Below are 18,475 nucleotides of genomic sequence, written 5' to 3' on the forward strand. Positions count from 1 at the left end.
AAAAACGCCCCGGAAATACCGGGGCGTTTTTTCTTCCAGTCCTAACTTTATATTTGATATGAATCGAGTCTGGAGTACCTATGCGATCAACCTGTCCTAAGCTTAAACAAGCCGTTGTTAATTTCATTCTTATCTTGTCATCCATGTTGTTAATAATGGATGTCGCTCATGCCAAAGAAACGCCCGTTCCCGTTGAAAGCTTTTTTAAGGGCGCTCAATTCAGTGACGCACAATTATCACCCAATGCAGAATCAATCGCCTTCCTGGCGGCAGATAGCAACAACCGTACGATGCTGGTGGTGATGAATGCGCAAGCTGGTGCCACACCAACACCTATCGCACGTTACAGTAATCTGGACGTGGTCTTTTTTCATTGGGTGAACAATGACCGTCTGGTCTACGGGATTTCAGATAAGGCTACAGGTGTTGGCGAGACGCAATCCGGGGCAGGACTATTTGCCATAGATAAAGATGGGAAAAATTCGCGCCAGTTAATTGATCGTTTTATAAGCAGAGCTCCACCAAAATTTCGCATGCTCTCGGCCAAAATGCAATTTATCAGCACGACTGGCACTGACAACTCTGACGATATATATGTAGGACAGGATTCGAGCGAGCGCGTCAATCCAGGCACCAATCTATTCCGGCTCAATACCAAATCAGGACAAACTGAAATAGTTGCAGTTCCTCCCAATTCTGGAGACTTCTTGTTTGATCAATCAGGGCAAGTGCGTGTCGCTGTCGCCAGCAAAGATAGAATCACCAGTACTTACTACAAAGAAAATAAAACAGCCGAATGGATATTATTAAATAAATTTGATGAAACCATCGAAGATGGGTTCACCCCGATCTTTATCAGCCCGACGGGCGAACTGTTCGTCACTACCCGCAATGGCAAAGACACTGCTGCACTTTATCGCTACGATACCAAAACAAAATCACTGGATCCAACGCCTTTGCTGGCGCTAAATGGCTTTGATTTTGACGGTAAAATCCTGTTTGATAATAAGCAAAACAAGCTTGCTGGCATACGCTACGAAACTGATGCGCCTGCGACAGTGTGGCTCAATGAACAAGACAAAAAAATACAGAGTCAAATTGATGCCCTGCTACCGAATATGGTGAATTTCGTCGATAAGGGGAAAGCGACAGATTCCGACATCCGGCTAGTCAGATCATTTTCAGATACGCATCCCGGTAATTTTTTCTTGTTCAATACAAGCACTTCGAAAATAACGCCGCTGGGTGAAGTCAATCCCGATATTGATCCAGCCAAAATGGCATATCGCGATTTCGTCAGATACAAAGCCCGTGATGGCCTGGAAATTCCCGCCTACATCACCTTGCCCAAAGGGCGCCCCGCAAAAAACCTGCCTCTGGTTGTCATGGTGCACGGTGGCCCATTTCTCCGGGGTGGTCATTGGGGCTGGACCCCTGCCGTGCAGTTTCTGGCTTCCCGCGGTTATGCGGTGATAGAACCTGATTTCCGCGGCAGCACAGGCTACGGAAAAAAACTGTATGAAGCTGGCTGGAAACAATGGGGTCTTGCCATGCAGGACGATTTGGCTGACGCCAGGGAATGGGCAGTAAAACAAGGCTATGCCGACCCCAAACGCGTCTGCATCGCTGGTGCGAGCTATGGTGGTTATGCTGTCCTGATGGGCTTGATCAAAGACCCCGACTTATATCGCTGCGGCATTAGCTGGGTGGGTGTATCAGATATCAATTTACTGTATGACGTTTCATGGAGCGATACCGCAGGGAATGCCTGGACAAAATTCGGCATGCCCAAGCTCATTGGCGATCAGCAAAAAGATGCCGAGCAATTGAAACAGACTTCGCCATTGCAGCAAGCTTCACGCCTTAAAAATCCGCTGATACTCGCTTATGGCGGGGCCGATGTCCGTGTTCCTCTAGTGCACGGCACGAAATTTTATGATGCCATCAAGGGGCATAATTCCAAAGTCGAATGGATAGTTTATCCAGAAGAAGCACACGGCTGGCGTCTGTTGAAAAACAATGTCGACTTCTGGACCAGGGTAGAAAAATTCCTGGATGAAAACACGGCAGTGAAATAAGCCAGCTTTTCATTGTTGTGCATAGCTATAACGGCTATCAATAAAAAACCACGCAATCAAATGCGTGGTTTTTTATTCCGTATCGCCGCCACCACGCGGGTGATGCGCGGCATGCAGTTTCTTCAAACGCTCCCTGGCCACATGCGTATAGATTTGCGTGGTTGAAATATCGGCATGTCCCAATAGCAACTGCACTACCCGCAAATCTGCACCATGGTTAAGCAAATGCGTGGCAAACGCATGGCGCAAGGTATGCGGTGACAAGGCTGTCGTGATCTGCGCCTGTTCTGCGTATTTCTTGATCAGTATCCAGAACATCTGCCTGGTCATCGCGCCGCCACGGGCAGTAACGAACAGGGCATCATCAATCTGGCCATTTAAAATGGCAGGCCGGGCCTCGCGCAGATAACGCTCCATCCAAGCGCGCGCAACTTCACCAAACGGCACCAGCCGGGTCTTGCCCCCCTTGCCGGTAATGCGCAAGACACCTTCATTCAAACCCACTTCTATAGATCGCAAACCCACCAGTTCACTGACGCGCAGACCACAGGCGTACAATAATTCCAGCATGGTGCGGTCGCGCAAGCCATGTGGTGTTGTGTCATCAGGGGCTTGCAGCAAGGCTACTACCTGGGATTCACTCAAGGTCTTGGGCAGGCGTGGTGCCTGTTTGGCAGAGCGTAATTTGGTGCAGGGATTGTGGCTGACCAGGTTTTGCCGGAAAGCCAGCAGGTAAAAGCGTTTTAACACGCTCATGCGGCGATTCGCAGAACTGGCTTTGGAACTGCCATGTTTGGCAGCAATGTAAGCGCTGATATCCGCATGAGTGACCTGATACAAATGCTTGTCATGCAACTTGTGCAGCCATTCCGCAAACAGCCGCATGTCGCGCCGATAGGCCTCAATGGTATTTTTTGCCAGCCCGTCTTCCAGCCATAGCGCATCGCAAAACTGGTCTATCTGGCCGCTGACAGCAGCGGGCAATAGGACAATCTCTGCCGGGTCTATGATTTTCGGTTTTCTCTGCTTTACTTCCACAATGCTTCCTGGGTGTAGCCAGCTACCCCTTCGTGCGTCAGCAACCAGCGCTTTACTCCAAGGTGAAAACCGGTTTCATCATCGGTATGTGCAAAACCGCCAAGGCCGCCAGCAGCAGTAACACGATGACAAGGAACGACCAGGGGATACCAGTTTGCCCCACAGGCCTGGCCAACGGCGCGGGGGGCTGAACGGATATGTTTGGCGATCTGCCCATAGGTTAGCACCTGCCCACGTGGAATAGAAGCAATCGCCTGCCATACCTTGCCCTGGAAAGCCGTACCTGCCTGTCTCAGCGGCAAATCAAAGCGATAATCCGGGTCATGCAGATAAGCGGCGATTTGTTTCGCCGCCTGCTCCGCCACTTTATCGACCGCCGCTTTTTCCTGGAAGCGTGGCGGCAAATAAACCAGTTCACTCACCTGCTGGTTCTCGCAGCGGATACCTACCGCACCAAACGGTGCCTCGACGATGGCTGAAAAAATTCCTGACTCTTTGTCTGACATGGTTTTCCTTTTCACAAAGAAAAAAGGCGCATCATTGATGCGCCCTTAAAACGTCTTCCGCGTTTTCGGCTGTTTAGTTGACATGGATTTCACATCAACTCAGCTTGTAATAAAAACGCGCGTCTCCTCAGTGTGTACGGTATTTTTACCGTTATTTTGCACTACCGCCTTGTAAACTTTTCCTTGCTTTTATCTTGCAGAATTCTGAACTGCCGTGAATATAGCATGGCAGGAATTGGCTTTCAAAATAAAAATGATCTAAAACAGTGCACTGTTGCAGATATGTGAAAAGTGATCATAAACCTTAAAAATGTGCTAGGCAAGACCAATTTTAATTCTGCCAAAATAAAAATTGCCGTATTTCCTTGCGGGAAATACGGCAATTACTTTTAAACTTTGGCGATTTTACTTTTTTTAACTTGTGCGCAGATTTGTTTGCAGAGTAAGCCAGCATTGCAATGCGCATGACTAATGCAAGTTTCAACAAGTCTTCATCAATTTTTCAATGCGCATGTGGCCACTAAAGCAAGGGATAACATGACAAGACCACCACAGACAAGTCGATAATCCCCATTTTGGTGATTATCGATATCGACACCAGGCTGAAAGACAGCGCCGTACAGAAGGCACATACAGCAGGATTGCAAAGCCTGTCATATGTAAGGTATGCATCCACGCAGCCACCACGACAATGTCATGATGGCTGCGCAGGCTTACTTGAAGCCCAGCTTTGCGCCTTCTTTGTTGACATTGGCGATCAGGTCTTTGCCGATACGCCCTTCCATTTCTTTTTGCACTGGCAACAAGGCTTTGCGCCATTCCGCTTTTTCCTTGTCATTGAGTGCATAAATCGTGGTCTTGCCCGATTTTTTGACTGCTTCCAAAGCATTGTCATTTTCTTGCTGGGCAATGGCATTCGCATATTTGGTTGCCGATTTCATGGCCTCTTCCAATTGCGCACGCACATCGGCTGGCAGACCATCCCAGAATTTCTTGTTCACAATGACAGCATAACCAAGGTAACCGTGATTGGTTAAAGTCAGATGCTTCTGTACTTCATGCATTTTTTGGGTGTACAGGTTCGATGGCGGGTTTTCTGTGCCGTCAACCACCCCCGTCTGCAAGGCCTGATACACCTCAGAGAAAGCCAGTACCTGCGGATTGGCACCGAGGGCGCGCATCTGTGCATCCAGAACCTTGGATGACTGTATGCGCATTTTCTGCCCTTTCAGGTCGGTCGGCAAATGCATGGGTTTGTTGGCGGACATGACTTTAAAACCGTTATCCCAGAATGCCAGGCCGATGATGCCTTTGGGCTCCAGTTTTTTCATCAGGTCTTTGCCTATCGGGCCTTCGGTGACGCTATACAGCACATCTTTGGAAGGGAAAATATATGGCAGATCGAAGACTTCAAATTCCTTGACGCCCAAAGGGCCAAACTTGGCCAGCGACGGTGCCAGCATCTGTACTGCGCCCAGTTGCAGCGCTTCCAGTTCTTCCTTGTCCTTATACAGTGTGCTGTTGGCATACAGCTCAACCTTCACGCGGCCCTTGGTGGCTTTTTCAGCCAGTTCCTTGAAGCGTTCCGCCGCTTTTCCCTTGGGTGTATCGGTGGCGACAACATGACTGAATTTGATGACGATAGGCGCTTGCGCGAAGGCAGCACCACTGACCAGCGAAGCAGTCAGCAGGGAAAATAACATGGACTTCAGTTTCATATTTGTCTCCGGACGTTTTTATGAATTGTTGCAAGAATTATTTCAATGTCGGCATCATCTGGCAACTGTGGAAAACCACAGGTCTGCAATGGCCACTGAGAAAACAGCATGCAAAAGCATTTTTCCAATTGCGGGCAAGGCTGGAGATGTTAACATTAAGCGAGACTGTTTGCGCATGCACAGAAAAAACCTTCGCGCCGAACAGATCAGCATATCGATTTTTCGAAAAAATGTGGATAACCACAGTTGCCGCATATTACATGCTTACTTGAGAATATGAGACAGAATAAAAATGACATCTTGCAATAGGGGACAATTGATGAAATCAAAACACAGCCAACGAAAGCCTGGTGCACATCTGTGGGGCAAGTTCTGCTTCAAAGAAAGCAACAGTCCAAGCTACAATCCTTCAGTCAACTTATAAAGTCGCGTAAGCTGGCATAAATCCGTAGTCAGGCATGCAAGGCTGAGCGGGCTTTGTGCCTTCGCATCATTTTTTATCCAACTGGAACCCTGTCATGAAATTCCTCGATCATCTGGAAGAGTGGATTATCGCCATCCTTATGGGCGGCGCAACCCTCGTCATCTTTCTCTCGGTACTCCATCGTTACGGCACAGGCTTCAAGATCCCCGTGGTGCAAGACTGGTTGCTGTCGCTGCATTTCAGCTGGGCGCAGGAACTGTGCATCATCATGTTCGTCTGGATGGCAAAATTTGGGGCGGCCTATGGCGTTCGCGCCGGTGTCCATGTCGGTGTTGATGTACTGGTTACCCGCCTGCCCTCTGAATGGCGCAACGCGACCGTTTATACGGCACTGACCTGCGGTGCCATATTTACCGGCATCATCGGTACGCTGGGGCTGACCTTTGTATGGGAAAACGGCATGCACTATGCGCTGTTCCAGTTATTCGGCCTGCCCTTGGGAGAATTGTCAGAAGGCCCGACCACACCTGATCTTGAATGGCCTACCTGGATCGTTTATTCCGCCGTATGGATGGGTTCTTACCTGATGTGCTTCCGTTTCCTGCAAGTTGCGCTGATCTTCCGTCGTACCGGCGAATTGCCACACCATGATCATGCACACGTCGAAGGCCTCAGCGATGAAGAAAATGCCGTTCAGTTACCTGCCACCCCAGTCATGAAAGGCGGTGTGTAATGAGCGCCACGATGGATACACTGGGCATCAAGCAGATGTCCAAACAACGTGCCACGATAGTCTTGCTGGGTATAGGGCTGATCCTCGGTGCGGTGTGCATGATGGGCAAGGTAGGTATTGTCTTTGCCTTGCTGATCGCGCTGATGCTGACTGGCATTCCGGTGTCAATTGCACTCGGCCTGACCGTATTGATGTTCATGTACCTGCTGACCCAGGTGCCGATAGAAGCAGTCGCCCTGAAATTGTTCACCGGCATAGAAAAGTTCGAGATCATGGCGATCCCCTTCTTCATTCTTGCTGGTAATTTTCTCACGCATGGTGGTGTTGCCAAGCGCATGATCAATTTTGCGACCAGCATGGTCGGACACTGGCATGGTGGTCTGGCGCTGGCAGGCATTATTTCGTGTGCGATGTTTGCGCTGGTGTGTGGTTCCAGCGTGGCAACGGTGGTTGCTATCGGCTCGATCATCTTGCCTGCGATGGTCAAGCAGGGTTACCCCAAGCAGTTTGGTGCCGGTGTCATCATCACCGCAGGTTCGCTTGGCATTTTGATGCTGCCATCCATCCCCAAAGTGATTTATGCGATTTCAACCAATACATCGATTGGTGCTTTGTTCGTAGCAGGTTTGTTCCCTGGCATGTTGCTGACCGCCATGCTGTGTGCAACCACCTGGTTCCTGGCGAAAAAGAATGGTTACCCGCGCATGAAGAAAGCCACCTGGGGCGAACGCTGGAAAGCCTTTCGTGAAAGCATCTGGGGTCTGCTGCTGGTGGTGATCATCATCGGTGGCATCTACAGCGGTATTTTCACGGCAACCGAAGCGGCTGCCATGAGCGCCGTGTATGCCTTCCTGATTTCTGTCTTTGTCTATAAGGACATGAAGATAGCCAATACACCCAAGGTGCTGGTCAACTCGGCTGCCTTGTCTGCCATGCTGCTGTATATCATCACCAATGCCGTGCTGTTTTCTTTCCTGATGGCGCATGAAAACATCCCGCAACAGATGGCAGACTGGATACTGGGTAAAGAACTGGGCCGTGCTGGCTTCCTGTTCTTTACCAATATCCTGCTTTTGCTGGCTGGCAATGTGATGGAACCATCTTCCATCATCCTGGTCATGGCACCTATCCTGCACCCTGCCGCCATTCGTCTGGGTATTGATTCTGTGCATTTCGGCATCCTGATCGATGCGAATATGGAAGTTGGTCTCTGCCATCCTCCCGTGGGCCTGAATCTGTATGTTGCCAGCGGTATTTCGAAAATGAGTATTACCGAGCTGACTGTGGCGGTCATGCCCTGGCTGTGTACGATGCTGGTCTTCCTGGTCATCGTCACGTATTGGCCGGGCTTGTCATTATGGCTACCCCGTGCAATGGGCATGATGTAGCAACGTAACAGGCTCCTGTGTCCAGCCTCAGTGACTTCAGCTTGGTGATTTCAGCTGTCAAGTCACTGAGGCTGTTGTTCTTCCATCTTATGACAGCCCTTTCTACCGTCCCTGTAGAAAGGCGCATCAATTGCCGCTGTCGGTAAATCGGGCAGTACAGTAAACTAGCCGCATGAAAAGTGTCTCTCGCCCCCAATCCTGGCTGACTCAAAAATGGCGCTGGATTATTCCTATCCTGCTGCTGTTATTGTTTTTGTCCACGCTGATCTGGCTGCCGTGGCAGGCACAACGCATGGAAGCCAATGAACGGCAGGAACAATTGATCGCCGATTCTTTATGGGTAGAACAGGCCATACAGTTCCAGTTGACCCGCAATGACGAGGTATTGCGCCAGATTGGCCAGGAAATCAAATCCGCCAAGCTGCAAAAAGAAACCGTGCTGGACCGCTTTCGCGGCATTCTAAAGAATAACCGTGAAGTCCAGCGCATCGCCTGGTATGACGCCGCCAACAAGGTCATCGTCGATACGCGCGAAGGCCAACTGGCCAATGCCGAGCGCCTGCCCTTGCCGCGCTTCGAATTTGGCGCACTCGACGTCAGTGAAGAAACCGTTTGCCTCAAGCCTGTGCTGGAAATCAACGCCAAAAATGCCTACCTCATGCATTGCCAGATCCCGCTGATCAGGGATGACCGCCGCATCGGCAGCATCATGATCAGTTACCGCATGAACGGCATACTGGAAGAACTGGTGCCCTGGTGGTTTGCCCAGGATAACCAGATCACCATTACCGATATCGATGACCGCATACTGGCCGAACGCACTGCCGGTGGCAGCGGCAAAAGCGTCTACACCCACAACCGTGCACTGGAATTACCCAGCCTGACGCTGATCCTGCGCACCAACAGCATCAAGAGCGAACCCAAGCTGCTATCGAACTTGCTGGTGCTGTCTGTCATTTTGCTATCTATCGGCCTGATCTGGAGCCTGCTGGCCCTGTGGCGCGATATCAACCGCCGCCTGGCAGCAGAAGGGGCATTGCGCCAGCAGGTGACCTTCCGTACCGCGATGGAAAACTCTCTGGTGACTGGCTTGCGCGCGCGCGACATGGAAGGCCGCCTGACGTATGTCAATCCGGCGTTTTGCCAGATGGTGGGTTACCCGTCAGAACAGATCATAGGCCGCCTGCCGCCCATGCCTTATTGGGCCCCTGAAGCCATAGAAGAATACCAGCAGCGTTTCACACAATTGCTGGCGGGGTCAGTACCGTCCGAGGGTTTTGAAACCGTTTACCAGCACGCCAGCGGCGAACGCATACCGGTATTGATCTATGAATCCGCCCTGATCAATGAACACGGCCAGCAAACCGGCTGGATGAGTTCAATACTGGATATTTCAGAATTGCGGCGTGCCCAGGAACTGACGCGTCAGCAGGAAGAAAAACTGCACGCCAGTGCCCGCCTGGCTACCATGGGTGAACTGGCATCCATGCTTGCACATGAATTGAACCAGCCGCTGGCGGCCATTTCCAGCTATACCACCGGGGCCATCAACCTCATGCAGTCAGGCATTATTGACAAGCCGCTATTCCAGAGTGCGCTGGAAAAAGTCAACGCGCAAGCCCAGCGGGCGGGGCAAATCATCCGTAGCGTCCATGAATTCGTCAAAAAACGCGAAGCCACACGCGAACCCGTGCATGTTGCTGAGCTGATACACAGCATCATGCCTTTGGTAGAATTACAGGCGCAGACAACCCACGTCGCCCTGCAATGGCAAATCCGGCCACAGTTACCCCTGGTATTGGCCGACGGCGTCATGCTGGAACAGGTCTTGTTGAACCTGACCAGAAACGCCATCGAAGCCATGCAAACCACCCCGCCGGAAAAACGCATACTGCGCGTAGAGGCCAGGCACGATCTTGCCAATGAGCAAATCGTCGTGGCCGTGATTGATCGTGGGCATGGCATACCGGCAGACGTGGCAGAAAAGTTATTCTCGCCTTTTTTTACCACCAAATCATCGGGCATGGGTATGGGGCTGAACATCTGCCGTACCGCGATAGAATTTCACGGCGGCAAGCTGTTCCATAGCGACAACCCTGCTGGTGGTACTATTTTCCAGTTTGCCTTACCAGTACATCAAAAACACCACAGCGCAGACTTACAACAAACAACAAACGTCAGCGCCAAATCAGGACCAGAATGACGATCAGGGGACAACATGCTACATATTATTGACGACGAAGAAGTGATACGCGACGCCTTGTCGTGGCTGGCAAGGTCGCGGCAAATTGCCGCACACAGCTATGAAAGTGCAGAGAAATTCCTGGCTGCGCTGGATCGCCCCATGGCTTTTGACAGCCACGGCGATTGCGTGTTGCTGGATGTGCGCATGCCGGGCTTAAGCGGCATCAACCTGTTTGAAATGCTGGCTGCCAGGCAGCTGACCAAACGCCTGCCCGTGATTTTCCTGACCGGCCATGGCGATGTACCCATGGCTGTCGATACCCTGAAACGTGGTGCCTTTGATTTTTTTGAAAAACCGTTCAACGACAACAAGCTCATGGACAGGGTGCAGGAAGCCATGGCGCAATCACGTCAGGCTGGCTCTGCCGCTGTCATCCACGAGCGTCTGGCAACCCTGTCAGGTCGCGAGAAAGAGGTGCTGGATCTGATACTGCTCGGCAAAATGAACAAGGTCATCGCCGACCAGCTGGGTATCAGCATGCGCACGGTAGAAGTACACCGAGCCCATATTTTTGACAAAATGCAGGTGAAAACAGCGGTGGAACTGGCAGGTATCCTGAAATAGCGATTCGCCTGCATGTCTATCTTCACCCTACTGTTTCCTGACTTTACCCTGATCTTGCTGGGTTTTCTGCTGGCACGCCACGCCCACTGGGGTGGACATTTCTGGGCTGGTGTAGAAAAGATCGTCTACTTCCTCATGTTCCCTGCGCTGCTGTTCTACACCACGGCGCGTACCCAGTTTGACTTTCATGCCACCGGGCGCTTGCTGCAAGTGGCTGTCAGCACCACTGCCTGCGGCATGCTGCTGGGCTGGCTGGCAAAATTTTTCTTCAGGTCATCGCCACCAAGGATGTTTGAATCTGGCGTGCAGACGGCTTTCCGTTTTAATTCCTATATCGCGCTGGCACTGGCGTCGCGGCTGGCAGGCGAACAGGGCACGGCGCTGATGGCTTTGCTGATCGGCTTTCTGGTGCCATTGTGCAATATGGCCGCCGTGTATGCGCTGGCCCACAATAGTGGCAGGCTGATGAAAGAAATCGCCAGCAACCCCCTGGTGGTAGGCACTGCCACGGGCGTGCTGTTCAGTGTGTTTCAAATAGAGATACCAGAAGGCATCGCCGCCACCCTGTCACGACTGGGCAACGCGTCTATTGCTCTGGGTTTACTGGCAGTGGGCGCAGGTGTAAAACTATCCGGCCTGAATGAAGCCAAAGGCATGGCAAGCTATTTTTTATCGGTCAAACTGCTGGCCCTGCCCGTGATTGCGCTGTTACTAGGTCAATGGCTGGCACTGCCGCCATTGCAACTGCAAATCGCCGTCATCTTCTGCGCCCTGCCTACCGCCTCCAGTGCGTATGTGCTGGCGGCACGCATGGGAGGCAACGGGCCGTTTGTGGCGTTTTTGATTTCAGCCAGCACAGTTTTGTCAGTGCTGACTTTGCCATTCTGGTTAAGTCTGGTGCACTGATATTCAAGCGTATTACCGCGACGGGGTAATACCTTTTTGCGCCACACTGCTGACGGTATTGCGTAAAATCGTGTTCACCTGGTCAAAGCTGACCGGCTTGACGAGATGCGCATCAAAGCCCGCATCCAGCGCCAGTTGCCGGTCTTTTTCCTGGCCCCAGCCTGTCACCGCCACCATGACGGTGTTTTCCAGTTCAGGCAAGAGACGCAATCCGCGCACCAGATCATACCCATTCAGATGTGGCAAGCCGATATCAAGGAAAGCAAAATCTGGCTGGAAAGCCGCAGCGATACCTAAAGCTTCTGCCCCATCATGGCAGATCAGTGTCGTGTGGCCAGTCAGCTCCAGCAGCTCACCAAATCCTTTGACGAAATCGACATTGTCATCAACCAGAAAAATCCGGTAACTGGTGTTAACACCTTGCGTATCCGTGGCTTGCGTATCGTGCAATGCTGCCTGTATCAGCAGGGGCAGATGTAAAATAAATTCACTGCCCTCACCTATTCCTGCACTATAAACGGCAATACTGCCACCATGCAGTTCTGCCAGGCGGCGTGCCAGTGACAGGCCGACACCGAGACCAGAGTTGGATCGCTCTATCGAAGAATCTGCCTGGCTGAACATATCAAAAATACTTTCCTGCAGTTGCGGCGAGATACCTACGCCATTATCCTTGATGCGTATGCAGATGTTGGCGCCCTCCAGTGCTGCGCTTAGTTTGATCTGCCCACCTTTCGGCGTATATTTCACAGCATTATTGAGCAGGTTGGAAACGATTTGCGCCAGCCTGGTTATATCACCAGCGATCATCAATGTCTGTGGCGGCAGTTGCACTTCAAACTGATGGCCAAACTTGTCGATGAGCGGCCGCGCAATCTCGACGGCATTATTGACGACTTCCTGCAATGAGACTGGTGCCACCTTGATCGCCAGCTTGCCGGTATTGATGCGAGACACATCCATCAGGTCATCCACCAGTCGTACCATCTGTACCAGTTGCCTTTCCATGATGTCACGGGCCTTGGCTGATCCGGCCTTGTCCCCTTCTTTCATGCGCAGAATATCAAGTCCTGTACGTATGGGCGCCAGCGGATTACGCAGCTCATGCGCCAGCGTCGCCAGAAATTCATCCTTGCGGCGATCTGCCTGTAATAGCGCTTCTTCTGCTGATTCTCGAATGCGAACTTCCTGTTCCAGTCTGGCATTGGTGGCCTCCAGTGCATCAGCGCGACGGCCCAGTTCAATCAACATGCCATTGAATGCATCTACCAGAGTACCAACCTCGCCACCGTCACGACCCTTCACGCGCAAAGAAAAATCACGATTGTGCACGATCTGACGTGCGACATCGGTAATCGCCCCAAGGGGTCGGGTAATGGCGACCTGCAAACGTGATGCTACGATGCCTGCAAGCAGCAGGCTGACCAGCATGACCGACGCCAGTATCATGCCGTAACTTTTAATGCGGTCAAACAGGGGGTAAATTTCGCGGATATACACCGTACCCAGAAATTCGCCATTTTCGACTACCCGGTAGTACACATTGAGTTCACTGCCATCTATCGTATAACCCGGCACGCCTGGTTTTTCCGGATAAGCCGGCGAGGTCAGATCGGCTTGCTGATAAGCGGCAAATCGCTTGCCGTTTGCATCATAAATTGCGCCTAACAGAATTTGCGGCCTGGCACGCAACATGGCCAGATTGTGTTCGGCAGCGTCGTTGTCGTTAAAACTCAGTGCTGGGGCTACTGCCTTGCCGACAATTTCTGCCTGCGTAGAAAGATCACTGACCCACGAACGCTGGAAGGATACCAGGTCATAAATCAACATGGCGACAGAAGCGACGATCACGGCGGCCATCGTGGTAGTCATTGCCATCCAGATCAGCTTACTTCTGACGCTATTGGTTTCGAATGTTCTTTTCATGGCGTGCCTTTTTGTACCAGATAGGCAACCGACAGCAGGCGCGAACTCAATTTCAGACCCGCTTTTTCTGCCGCAGGTAAAGACACCTCAAAACGTACACGTCCATCAACAAGGCGGAAATTAATCACACTGCCCAGCCGCATGCCGCTGTCAAATTCGGTGATCGTCAATATGCCTAAAGGGCTCGCGTTGCGCAAAGGTTTTTCTGCTGAATCGGCCTCGGCAATACCGATAAACAAAATATGCAGACCCTCCAGTTTTTCGCGAGACGTCAGGGTTTTGACAGTGACGTTGCGGCCATTGACGCCCTTGCCTGCCACCAGCCGTGTCAGGTCTGTTGCAACATCATCAGCGCCGACAACACCGACCACCAGTGGTGTTTCGGTATTGCCCGCGTCGGTAGAAGGGAAATCAATATAGCCGATAAATTTTGATATGAAAGCCGCTTTAATATTTCGCTCTTGCGGCACTTCTGCCTTTACCGACCATGCCGTACATACTGCCACCAACAATAAAAGCACGCATGCCAACCCACGCAAAAAGAACATGCGTATCACCGCTGGCAGGTAAAAGCCAGCCAATAATTTCAGTTGAGCTAAGTGTTTGCGATCAGAATGAGCCATGTCTGCTGACTAAAAACGCTTGGCAATTTTTAACAAGACTGTGCGCTCGAAGACACTTCGGCCAGCAAGACCACCAAACTCTGCGTGATTGGCATGCAACAGATTTTGCCCGATGACAGAGATATCAATATCAGGACGTACACGCCAAGACCATTGCGCATCCATTTCGTAGTAGGCTGGCACGGCGGGATTGCTCAACGCAGAGTTATAGCGCAGAGACACATCAAGCTGCTGGTTCTGGGACAAGTCAGAAGACGAACGCAAAGACCAGTAGCGGCCCGGATCATTGTTTGCCAGTCCGGTGGTACCGCTGGAATCCTTGCTGCCAGCAAGCAGACTGGTATGAATGCTTTGTACGACAAAGCCGCCGGACAAACGCCATTTATCAACGGGCTGCCAGCGCAACCATGCTTCCAGTCCCTTGCTGCGGCCTTCTCCCCTATTCTGGAAGACTGCCCCGCCACGTAGCTGCGGCTCCAGCGTACGCAAATTATCATAGGCACTGGTGAATGCAGTCAGAGAATAAGAGAAATCATTATTCAGTTGCGCACGGTAGCCAATTTCAAAGACCTTTGCCACCTCAGACTGAAAATCTGGTCCACCTGCTATCGCGAATTGTGGGATATTGTCCACCACAGCTGGCTTGGTCGGCGAATAAAAATCACGATCGATGCGCGAAGGGGCACGTACCGTCCTTGACAAGCTGGCCCATAGCAATTGCGCCTGGCCGGGCATCCATGCCAGGCGAATATTCGGCAAGTGCTCCCAGCCCGTATAACTATTGTGTTCTGCCTTCAGCCCCAGAGTTGCCTTCAACTGGCTGTTGACAGCAATTTCATCCTGTACAAACAGGCTTGCCCAGTCCATGTCGAGCTTGCCTGGCAAGAAGCCGAAAGCCGGGCCATTATCAACACGATCATAGGAGTAGCGGTATCCCGCTCCCCAGGAAAAACGGTGTTTCTCATCGAAATGGATATTATGTTGCGCTTGAAAATCGACCGTTCCCAGGCGTTCTGCGAAAGCGTTGGGCTGGTTGCGTTCGGTATGATCAAATATCAGCCCCAGGTGCAGATCAGAGCCATTATCAAGCTTGTTAGTCAACGAGCTCGTCAGGTTGACACCGCTGATACGGATATCCCGCGTGCCTGTCTGCCTCAAGTCGCCGGAATAGGCATCGCCCGACAATGTCACCCCATAATTGCTGATCAGCCAGTCCGACCTGAAACCTGCCTGGAGGCGATGAAAGCCCGTATTTGTATTGCCGCCAGTAGCGGTATAGGTATCGTCCACTTCTGTGGCTTTCGCATAAATGCGATAATGCCCCTGGTTAAACAGTTCGCCCCCGTAGCGGAAACCGCCAACGCGGTCTTTGCTACCCGCGATAAAGCCGATCACACCATCCTGGGTATCCTTGGATGACTTGGTAATGATGCTGATAACGCCATTGACCGCATTTGCCCCATAAATAGTGGCACCTGGCCCGCTGATGACTTCGATGCGCTCAATATCTGCCATCAGCACATCCTGCGCATCCCAGAACACGCCTGAAAACAAGGGCGTATAAATGCTGCGCCCGTCTATCAGCACCAACAATTTGTTTTCAAATGCGCTGTTGAACCCCCTGGCCGTAATCGCATAATTACGCGCATCTACCCGCGCCACCTGCAAATTAGGCGCCAGCCGCAAGGCCTCAGGCAGGGAACGCGCACCGCTACGGGCAATATCATTCGCACTGATGATATAAATCGAAGCAGCTGCATTGCCCAGTTTTTCTTCCTGACGAGATAGCGAAGTGATCACGACTTCGCTTAACTGCTCCAGCGAAAGCCCAGGCAAATCAGCGTCATTCTCTCCAGCAAACGAGATCAAAGGTTGCAACAATAACAGTGTCGCTGCGCATGTCGCCAGACTGATGCGTTTTTGAAACATGAGAGCGTGCCTGTAAATATGTAAGTTAGTGAGGGGAATTCATGACCATGACATAAAGACATCAAGGCCAAACAATTACAAGCATGATAACAGCCGCATAAGGCTGATTGTCGCAGAAAACCCCTGCCTGCGCCACCAGACGTAGGTGGGAGGAAGAGCCGGAGGTAGTCGCGATGCTTTAGTTCTCTAAAACGCTAGATACTCTGCTGTTGCTGTTGTTGTTGTTTCTGGATTTTGACCTTGTTTTTGACTTTGCTCTGCCCCGCTTGGGCCCTGTATCCCTATAAGGAAGGAACATCGCCTTGCAGGGCGATGTCGTTATGCAGGCGGATTGCATGCAATCCGAATTCCTTGCTACACCGATGCAATTTGTGTGTCGCAGAAAATGGATAAGAAAGTTTTGTTGTCTGAACCGAAGGCGAGTTTCGAAACTTTCCCATTTTTTGTGACGCACAAATTGTGCTGAAGCGTAGCGCAAGCACCCGAAGGGCAAGTCTGCGGTCGCCTTTCTTTGATGACTTTCTTTGGTGAAGCAAAGAAAGGAATTCGGCCGCCGGGCCGAGACCCGGCCTGGTTCTACGAAGGGCGATCAAATAAAATCTAACGCCATGTTTTCTTGAATTGCATCAACGTCTTAAGAAATTACTTGTTTTAAATGCCCAGTGTTGGGCTGATGAAACGTAGCCCAACCTACCACGCTAAGCCTCGACCCCATGCCGCCCCAACGCCCAAACCACATGCTCCCTCACCATCTCAGAAGGATGGGACAGCCGCGCCTGTAAGGCCGCGACTATCCCTGCATCACCCCGCATGCTCACTGCCGCATTCCCCAAACCCACCGCCATATTACGCAACCAGCGCTCATGGCCAATGCGACGTATCGGGCTGCCTTCCAGCATGCGCAGGAATTGCGCCTCTGTCCAGGCAAACAAATGCACCATGCGCGCATTATCCAGGCCATTTCTGACGGCAAAGTCATCCACTGCCGCCGCCTGGGCAAACTTGTTCCATGGGCAAGCCAGCTGGCAATCATCGCAGCCATAAACACGGTTACCGATCAGGGGCCGCAACTCTACCGGTATGCTGCCGTGCAATTCTATCGTCAGATAAGACACGCACAGCCGTGCATCCACCTTATAGGGAGCAACGATGGCCTTGGTCGGGCAAATGTCGATACAAGCGCTGCACTGGCCACAATGCTGCCCTACCGCTTCATCAACAGGCAGGGGCAGATCGATCAGGATTTCACCCAGAAAAAACATCGACCCTGCCTCACGGCTTAATAACAATGTATGTTTGCCACGCCAGCCCAGGCCGGCCTTTTCTGCCAGGGCCACCTCCATGACAGGGGCAGAATCAGTGAATACGCGGTAACCAAACGGCCCTATCGCGGCCTCTATGCGCTCAGCCAGTTGCTGCAAGCGCGTGCGCAAGACTTTATGGTAGTCACGGCCACGCGCATACAGTGAAATGACTGCGGTATCAGGCCCGTGCTGCTGTTCGGCGGCACGCCAGCCCGCATTTTGTGGCAGGTAATTCATACGGGCAGAAATGACCCTGACCGTGCCTGGTACCAGTTCTGCCGGGCGGGTACGCTTGCTGCCATGAGCGGCCATATAGGCCATTTCGCCATGATAGCCGGCATCCAGCCAGTCCTGGAATTTGCCCTCTATATGCGATAAATCGACATCGGCAATACGCAACTCGGCAAAACCCAACTCAGTACCCCAAAGCTGGATTTGTGCGGCGAGATCAGCCAGTGCTTGCGCATCCAGGCTCACGGCTGCGCCCTTATGCCATACACAGAACGATGGAGGTATGCTATGTTTAGCAATATCATGAATACTAACTTTGCAGGAAATGTCACATTATAAAACCACTCTACCGAATGAAGCAGCCACGCAGGCATTGGGCAAATGCTTGGCGCATGCCTTGTCACCGGGTTTAAGCATTTTTTTGCACGGTGACCTGGGTGCAGGCAAAACTGCCCTCGCCCGTGCCATGATCCATGCGGCGGGGCATGTCGGCAATGTCAAAAGCCCTACCTATACCCTGGCCGAACCTTATCAGGTAACACTGAAGGGTCAGGCGGTCACCATCATGCATTTTGACCTGTATCGCATGATCAGTGCGGAAGAATTTACCGAAGCCGGCTTTCGCGATGAGTTTAACGACAGCAATATTTGTATCGTCGAATGGCCGGAAAAAGCCGATGGCGTGCTGCCTACCCCTGATTTGAATGTATTTTTGCGCGTCGCAGGTCACGGACGTGAGGTAGAATTGCACGCGTTGTCTGTCAAAGGTACCGCATGTCTCGCATTACTCAAGTTTGCCCCGAATCTGTAAGCGCTGAAAGTACGACCAGTACAGCTGGTACAGTTAGTACCACCCATACTT

The 18,475-nt window shown here is 51.7% G+C and carries 14 protein-coding genes; 7 read left to right on the forward strand and 7 right to left on the reverse strand.

The window, feature by feature from the left end:
- Positions 1-143 precede the first annotated feature (143 nt).
- On the forward strand, positions 144-2,078 hold the full coding sequence (locus tag ACO0LH_RS16505) for an alpha/beta hydrolase family protein (RefSeq protein WP_422942208.1): 1,935 nt from the start codon (positions 144-146) through the stop codon (positions 2,076-2,078).
- Positions 2,079-2,150: 72 nt separating this feature from the next.
- Here ACO0LH_RS16505 and xerD read toward each other — a convergent pair whose 3' ends face one another.
- The 3 genes from xerD to ACO0LH_RS16520 all read right to left on the reverse strand — a co-directional run bounded on the left by xerD (position 2,151) and on the right by ACO0LH_RS16520 (position 5,340).
- Positions 2,151-3,086 (reverse strand): site-specific tyrosine recombinase XerD, encoded by a 936-nt coding sequence (gene xerD / locus ACO0LH_RS16510; RefSeq protein ID WP_422942258.1) that lies wholly within the window; start codon positions 3,084-3,086, stop codon positions 2,151-2,153.
- 20 nt (positions 3,087-3,106) lie between these two features.
- Positions 3,107-3,622 carry a methylated-DNA--[protein]-cysteine S-methyltransferase gene (locus ACO0LH_RS16515; protein ID WP_422942209.1) on the reverse strand — a complete coding sequence of 172 codons (516 nt, stop codon included), beginning with the start codon at positions 3,620-3,622 and terminating at the stop codon, positions 3,107-3,109.
- 713 nt (positions 3,623-4,335) lie between these two features.
- Positions 4,336-5,340, reverse strand: coding sequence for a TRAP transporter substrate-binding protein (locus ACO0LH_RS16520; protein ID WP_422942210.1), 1,005 nt, complete (start codon positions 5,338-5,340; stop codon positions 4,336-4,338).
- Between the two features lie 518 nt (positions 5,341-5,858).
- Here ACO0LH_RS16520 and ACO0LH_RS16525 point away from each other — a divergent pair.
- The 5 genes from ACO0LH_RS16525 (at position 5,859) to ACO0LH_RS16545 (ending at position 11,600) form a co-directional block, all read left to right on the forward strand.
- Entirely contained in the window at positions 5,859-6,497 is a 639-nt protein-coding gene (locus ACO0LH_RS16525; RefSeq protein ID WP_422942211.1) for a TRAP transporter small permease, read from the forward strand.
- Between the two features lie 101 nt (positions 6,498-6,598).
- Positions 6,599-7,885, forward strand: coding sequence for a TRAP transporter large permease (locus tag ACO0LH_RS16530; RefSeq protein WP_422942259.1), 1,287 nt, complete (start codon positions 6,599-6,601; stop codon positions 7,883-7,885).
- 172 nt (positions 7,886-8,057) lie between these two features.
- Positions 8,058-10,088, forward strand: a complete 2,031-nt coding sequence (locus ACO0LH_RS16535; protein ID WP_422942212.1) for an ATP-binding protein — start codon at positions 8,058-8,060, stop codon at positions 10,086-10,088.
- Between the two features lie 15 nt (positions 10,089-10,103).
- The gene (locus tag ACO0LH_RS16540) at positions 10,104-10,694 is read left to right on the forward strand and encodes a response regulator transcription factor (protein WP_422942213.1); all 591 of its coding nucleotides are present in this window, start codon (positions 10,104-10,106) and stop codon (positions 10,692-10,694) included.
- A 12-nt stretch (positions 10,695-10,706) separates the two neighbouring features.
- Complete coding sequence (locus tag ACO0LH_RS16545) at positions 10,707-11,600, forward strand: AEC family transporter (protein WP_422942214.1); 894 nt, start codon at positions 10,707-10,709, stop codon at positions 11,598-11,600.
- A 12-nt stretch (positions 11,601-11,612) separates the two neighbouring features.
- Here ACO0LH_RS16545 and ACO0LH_RS16550 read toward each other — a convergent pair whose 3' ends face one another.
- The 4 genes from ACO0LH_RS16550 to queG form a co-directional block, all read right to left on the reverse strand.
- Complete coding sequence (locus ACO0LH_RS16550; protein ID WP_422942215.1) at positions 11,613-13,526, reverse strand: ATP-binding protein; 1,914 nt, start codon at positions 13,524-13,526, stop codon at positions 11,613-11,615.
- Positions 13,523-14,149: a YfiR family protein gene (locus tag ACO0LH_RS16555; protein WP_422942216.1), complete on the reverse strand. Its 627-nt coding sequence runs from the start codon at positions 14,147-14,149 to the stop codon at positions 13,523-13,525. The genes ACO0LH_RS16550 and ACO0LH_RS16555 overlap by 4 nt, the downstream gene beginning before the upstream one ends.
- 9 nt (positions 14,150-14,158) lie before the next feature.
- Positions 14,159-16,078, reverse strand: a complete 1,920-nt coding sequence (locus ACO0LH_RS16560; protein WP_422942217.1) for a TonB-dependent receptor plug domain-containing protein — start codon at positions 16,076-16,078, stop codon at positions 14,159-14,161.
- Positions 16,079-16,776: 698 nt separating this feature from the next.
- Positions 16,777-17,859, reverse strand: coding sequence for a tRNA epoxyqueuosine(34) reductase QueG (gene queG / locus ACO0LH_RS16565; protein ID WP_422942218.1), 1,083 nt, complete (start codon positions 17,857-17,859; stop codon positions 16,777-16,779).
- Positions 17,860-17,938: 79 nt separating this feature from the next.
- On the opposite strand from queG, the gene tsaE reads away from it, so the two are divergent.
- The gene (gene tsaE, locus ACO0LH_RS16570) at positions 17,939-18,424 is read left to right on the forward strand and encodes a tRNA (adenosine(37)-N6)-threonylcarbamoyltransferase complex ATPase subunit type 1 TsaE (RefSeq protein WP_422942219.1); all 486 of its coding nucleotides are present in this window, start codon (positions 17,939-17,941) and stop codon (positions 18,422-18,424) included.
- Positions 18,425-18,475 lie beyond the last annotated feature (51 nt).

Source organism: Undibacterium sp. TJN19 (genome assembly GCF_049339485.1).
In the GTDB taxonomy this organism is placed as follows: domain Bacteria; phylum Pseudomonadota; class Gammaproteobacteria; order Burkholderiales; family Burkholderiaceae_D; genus Undibacterium.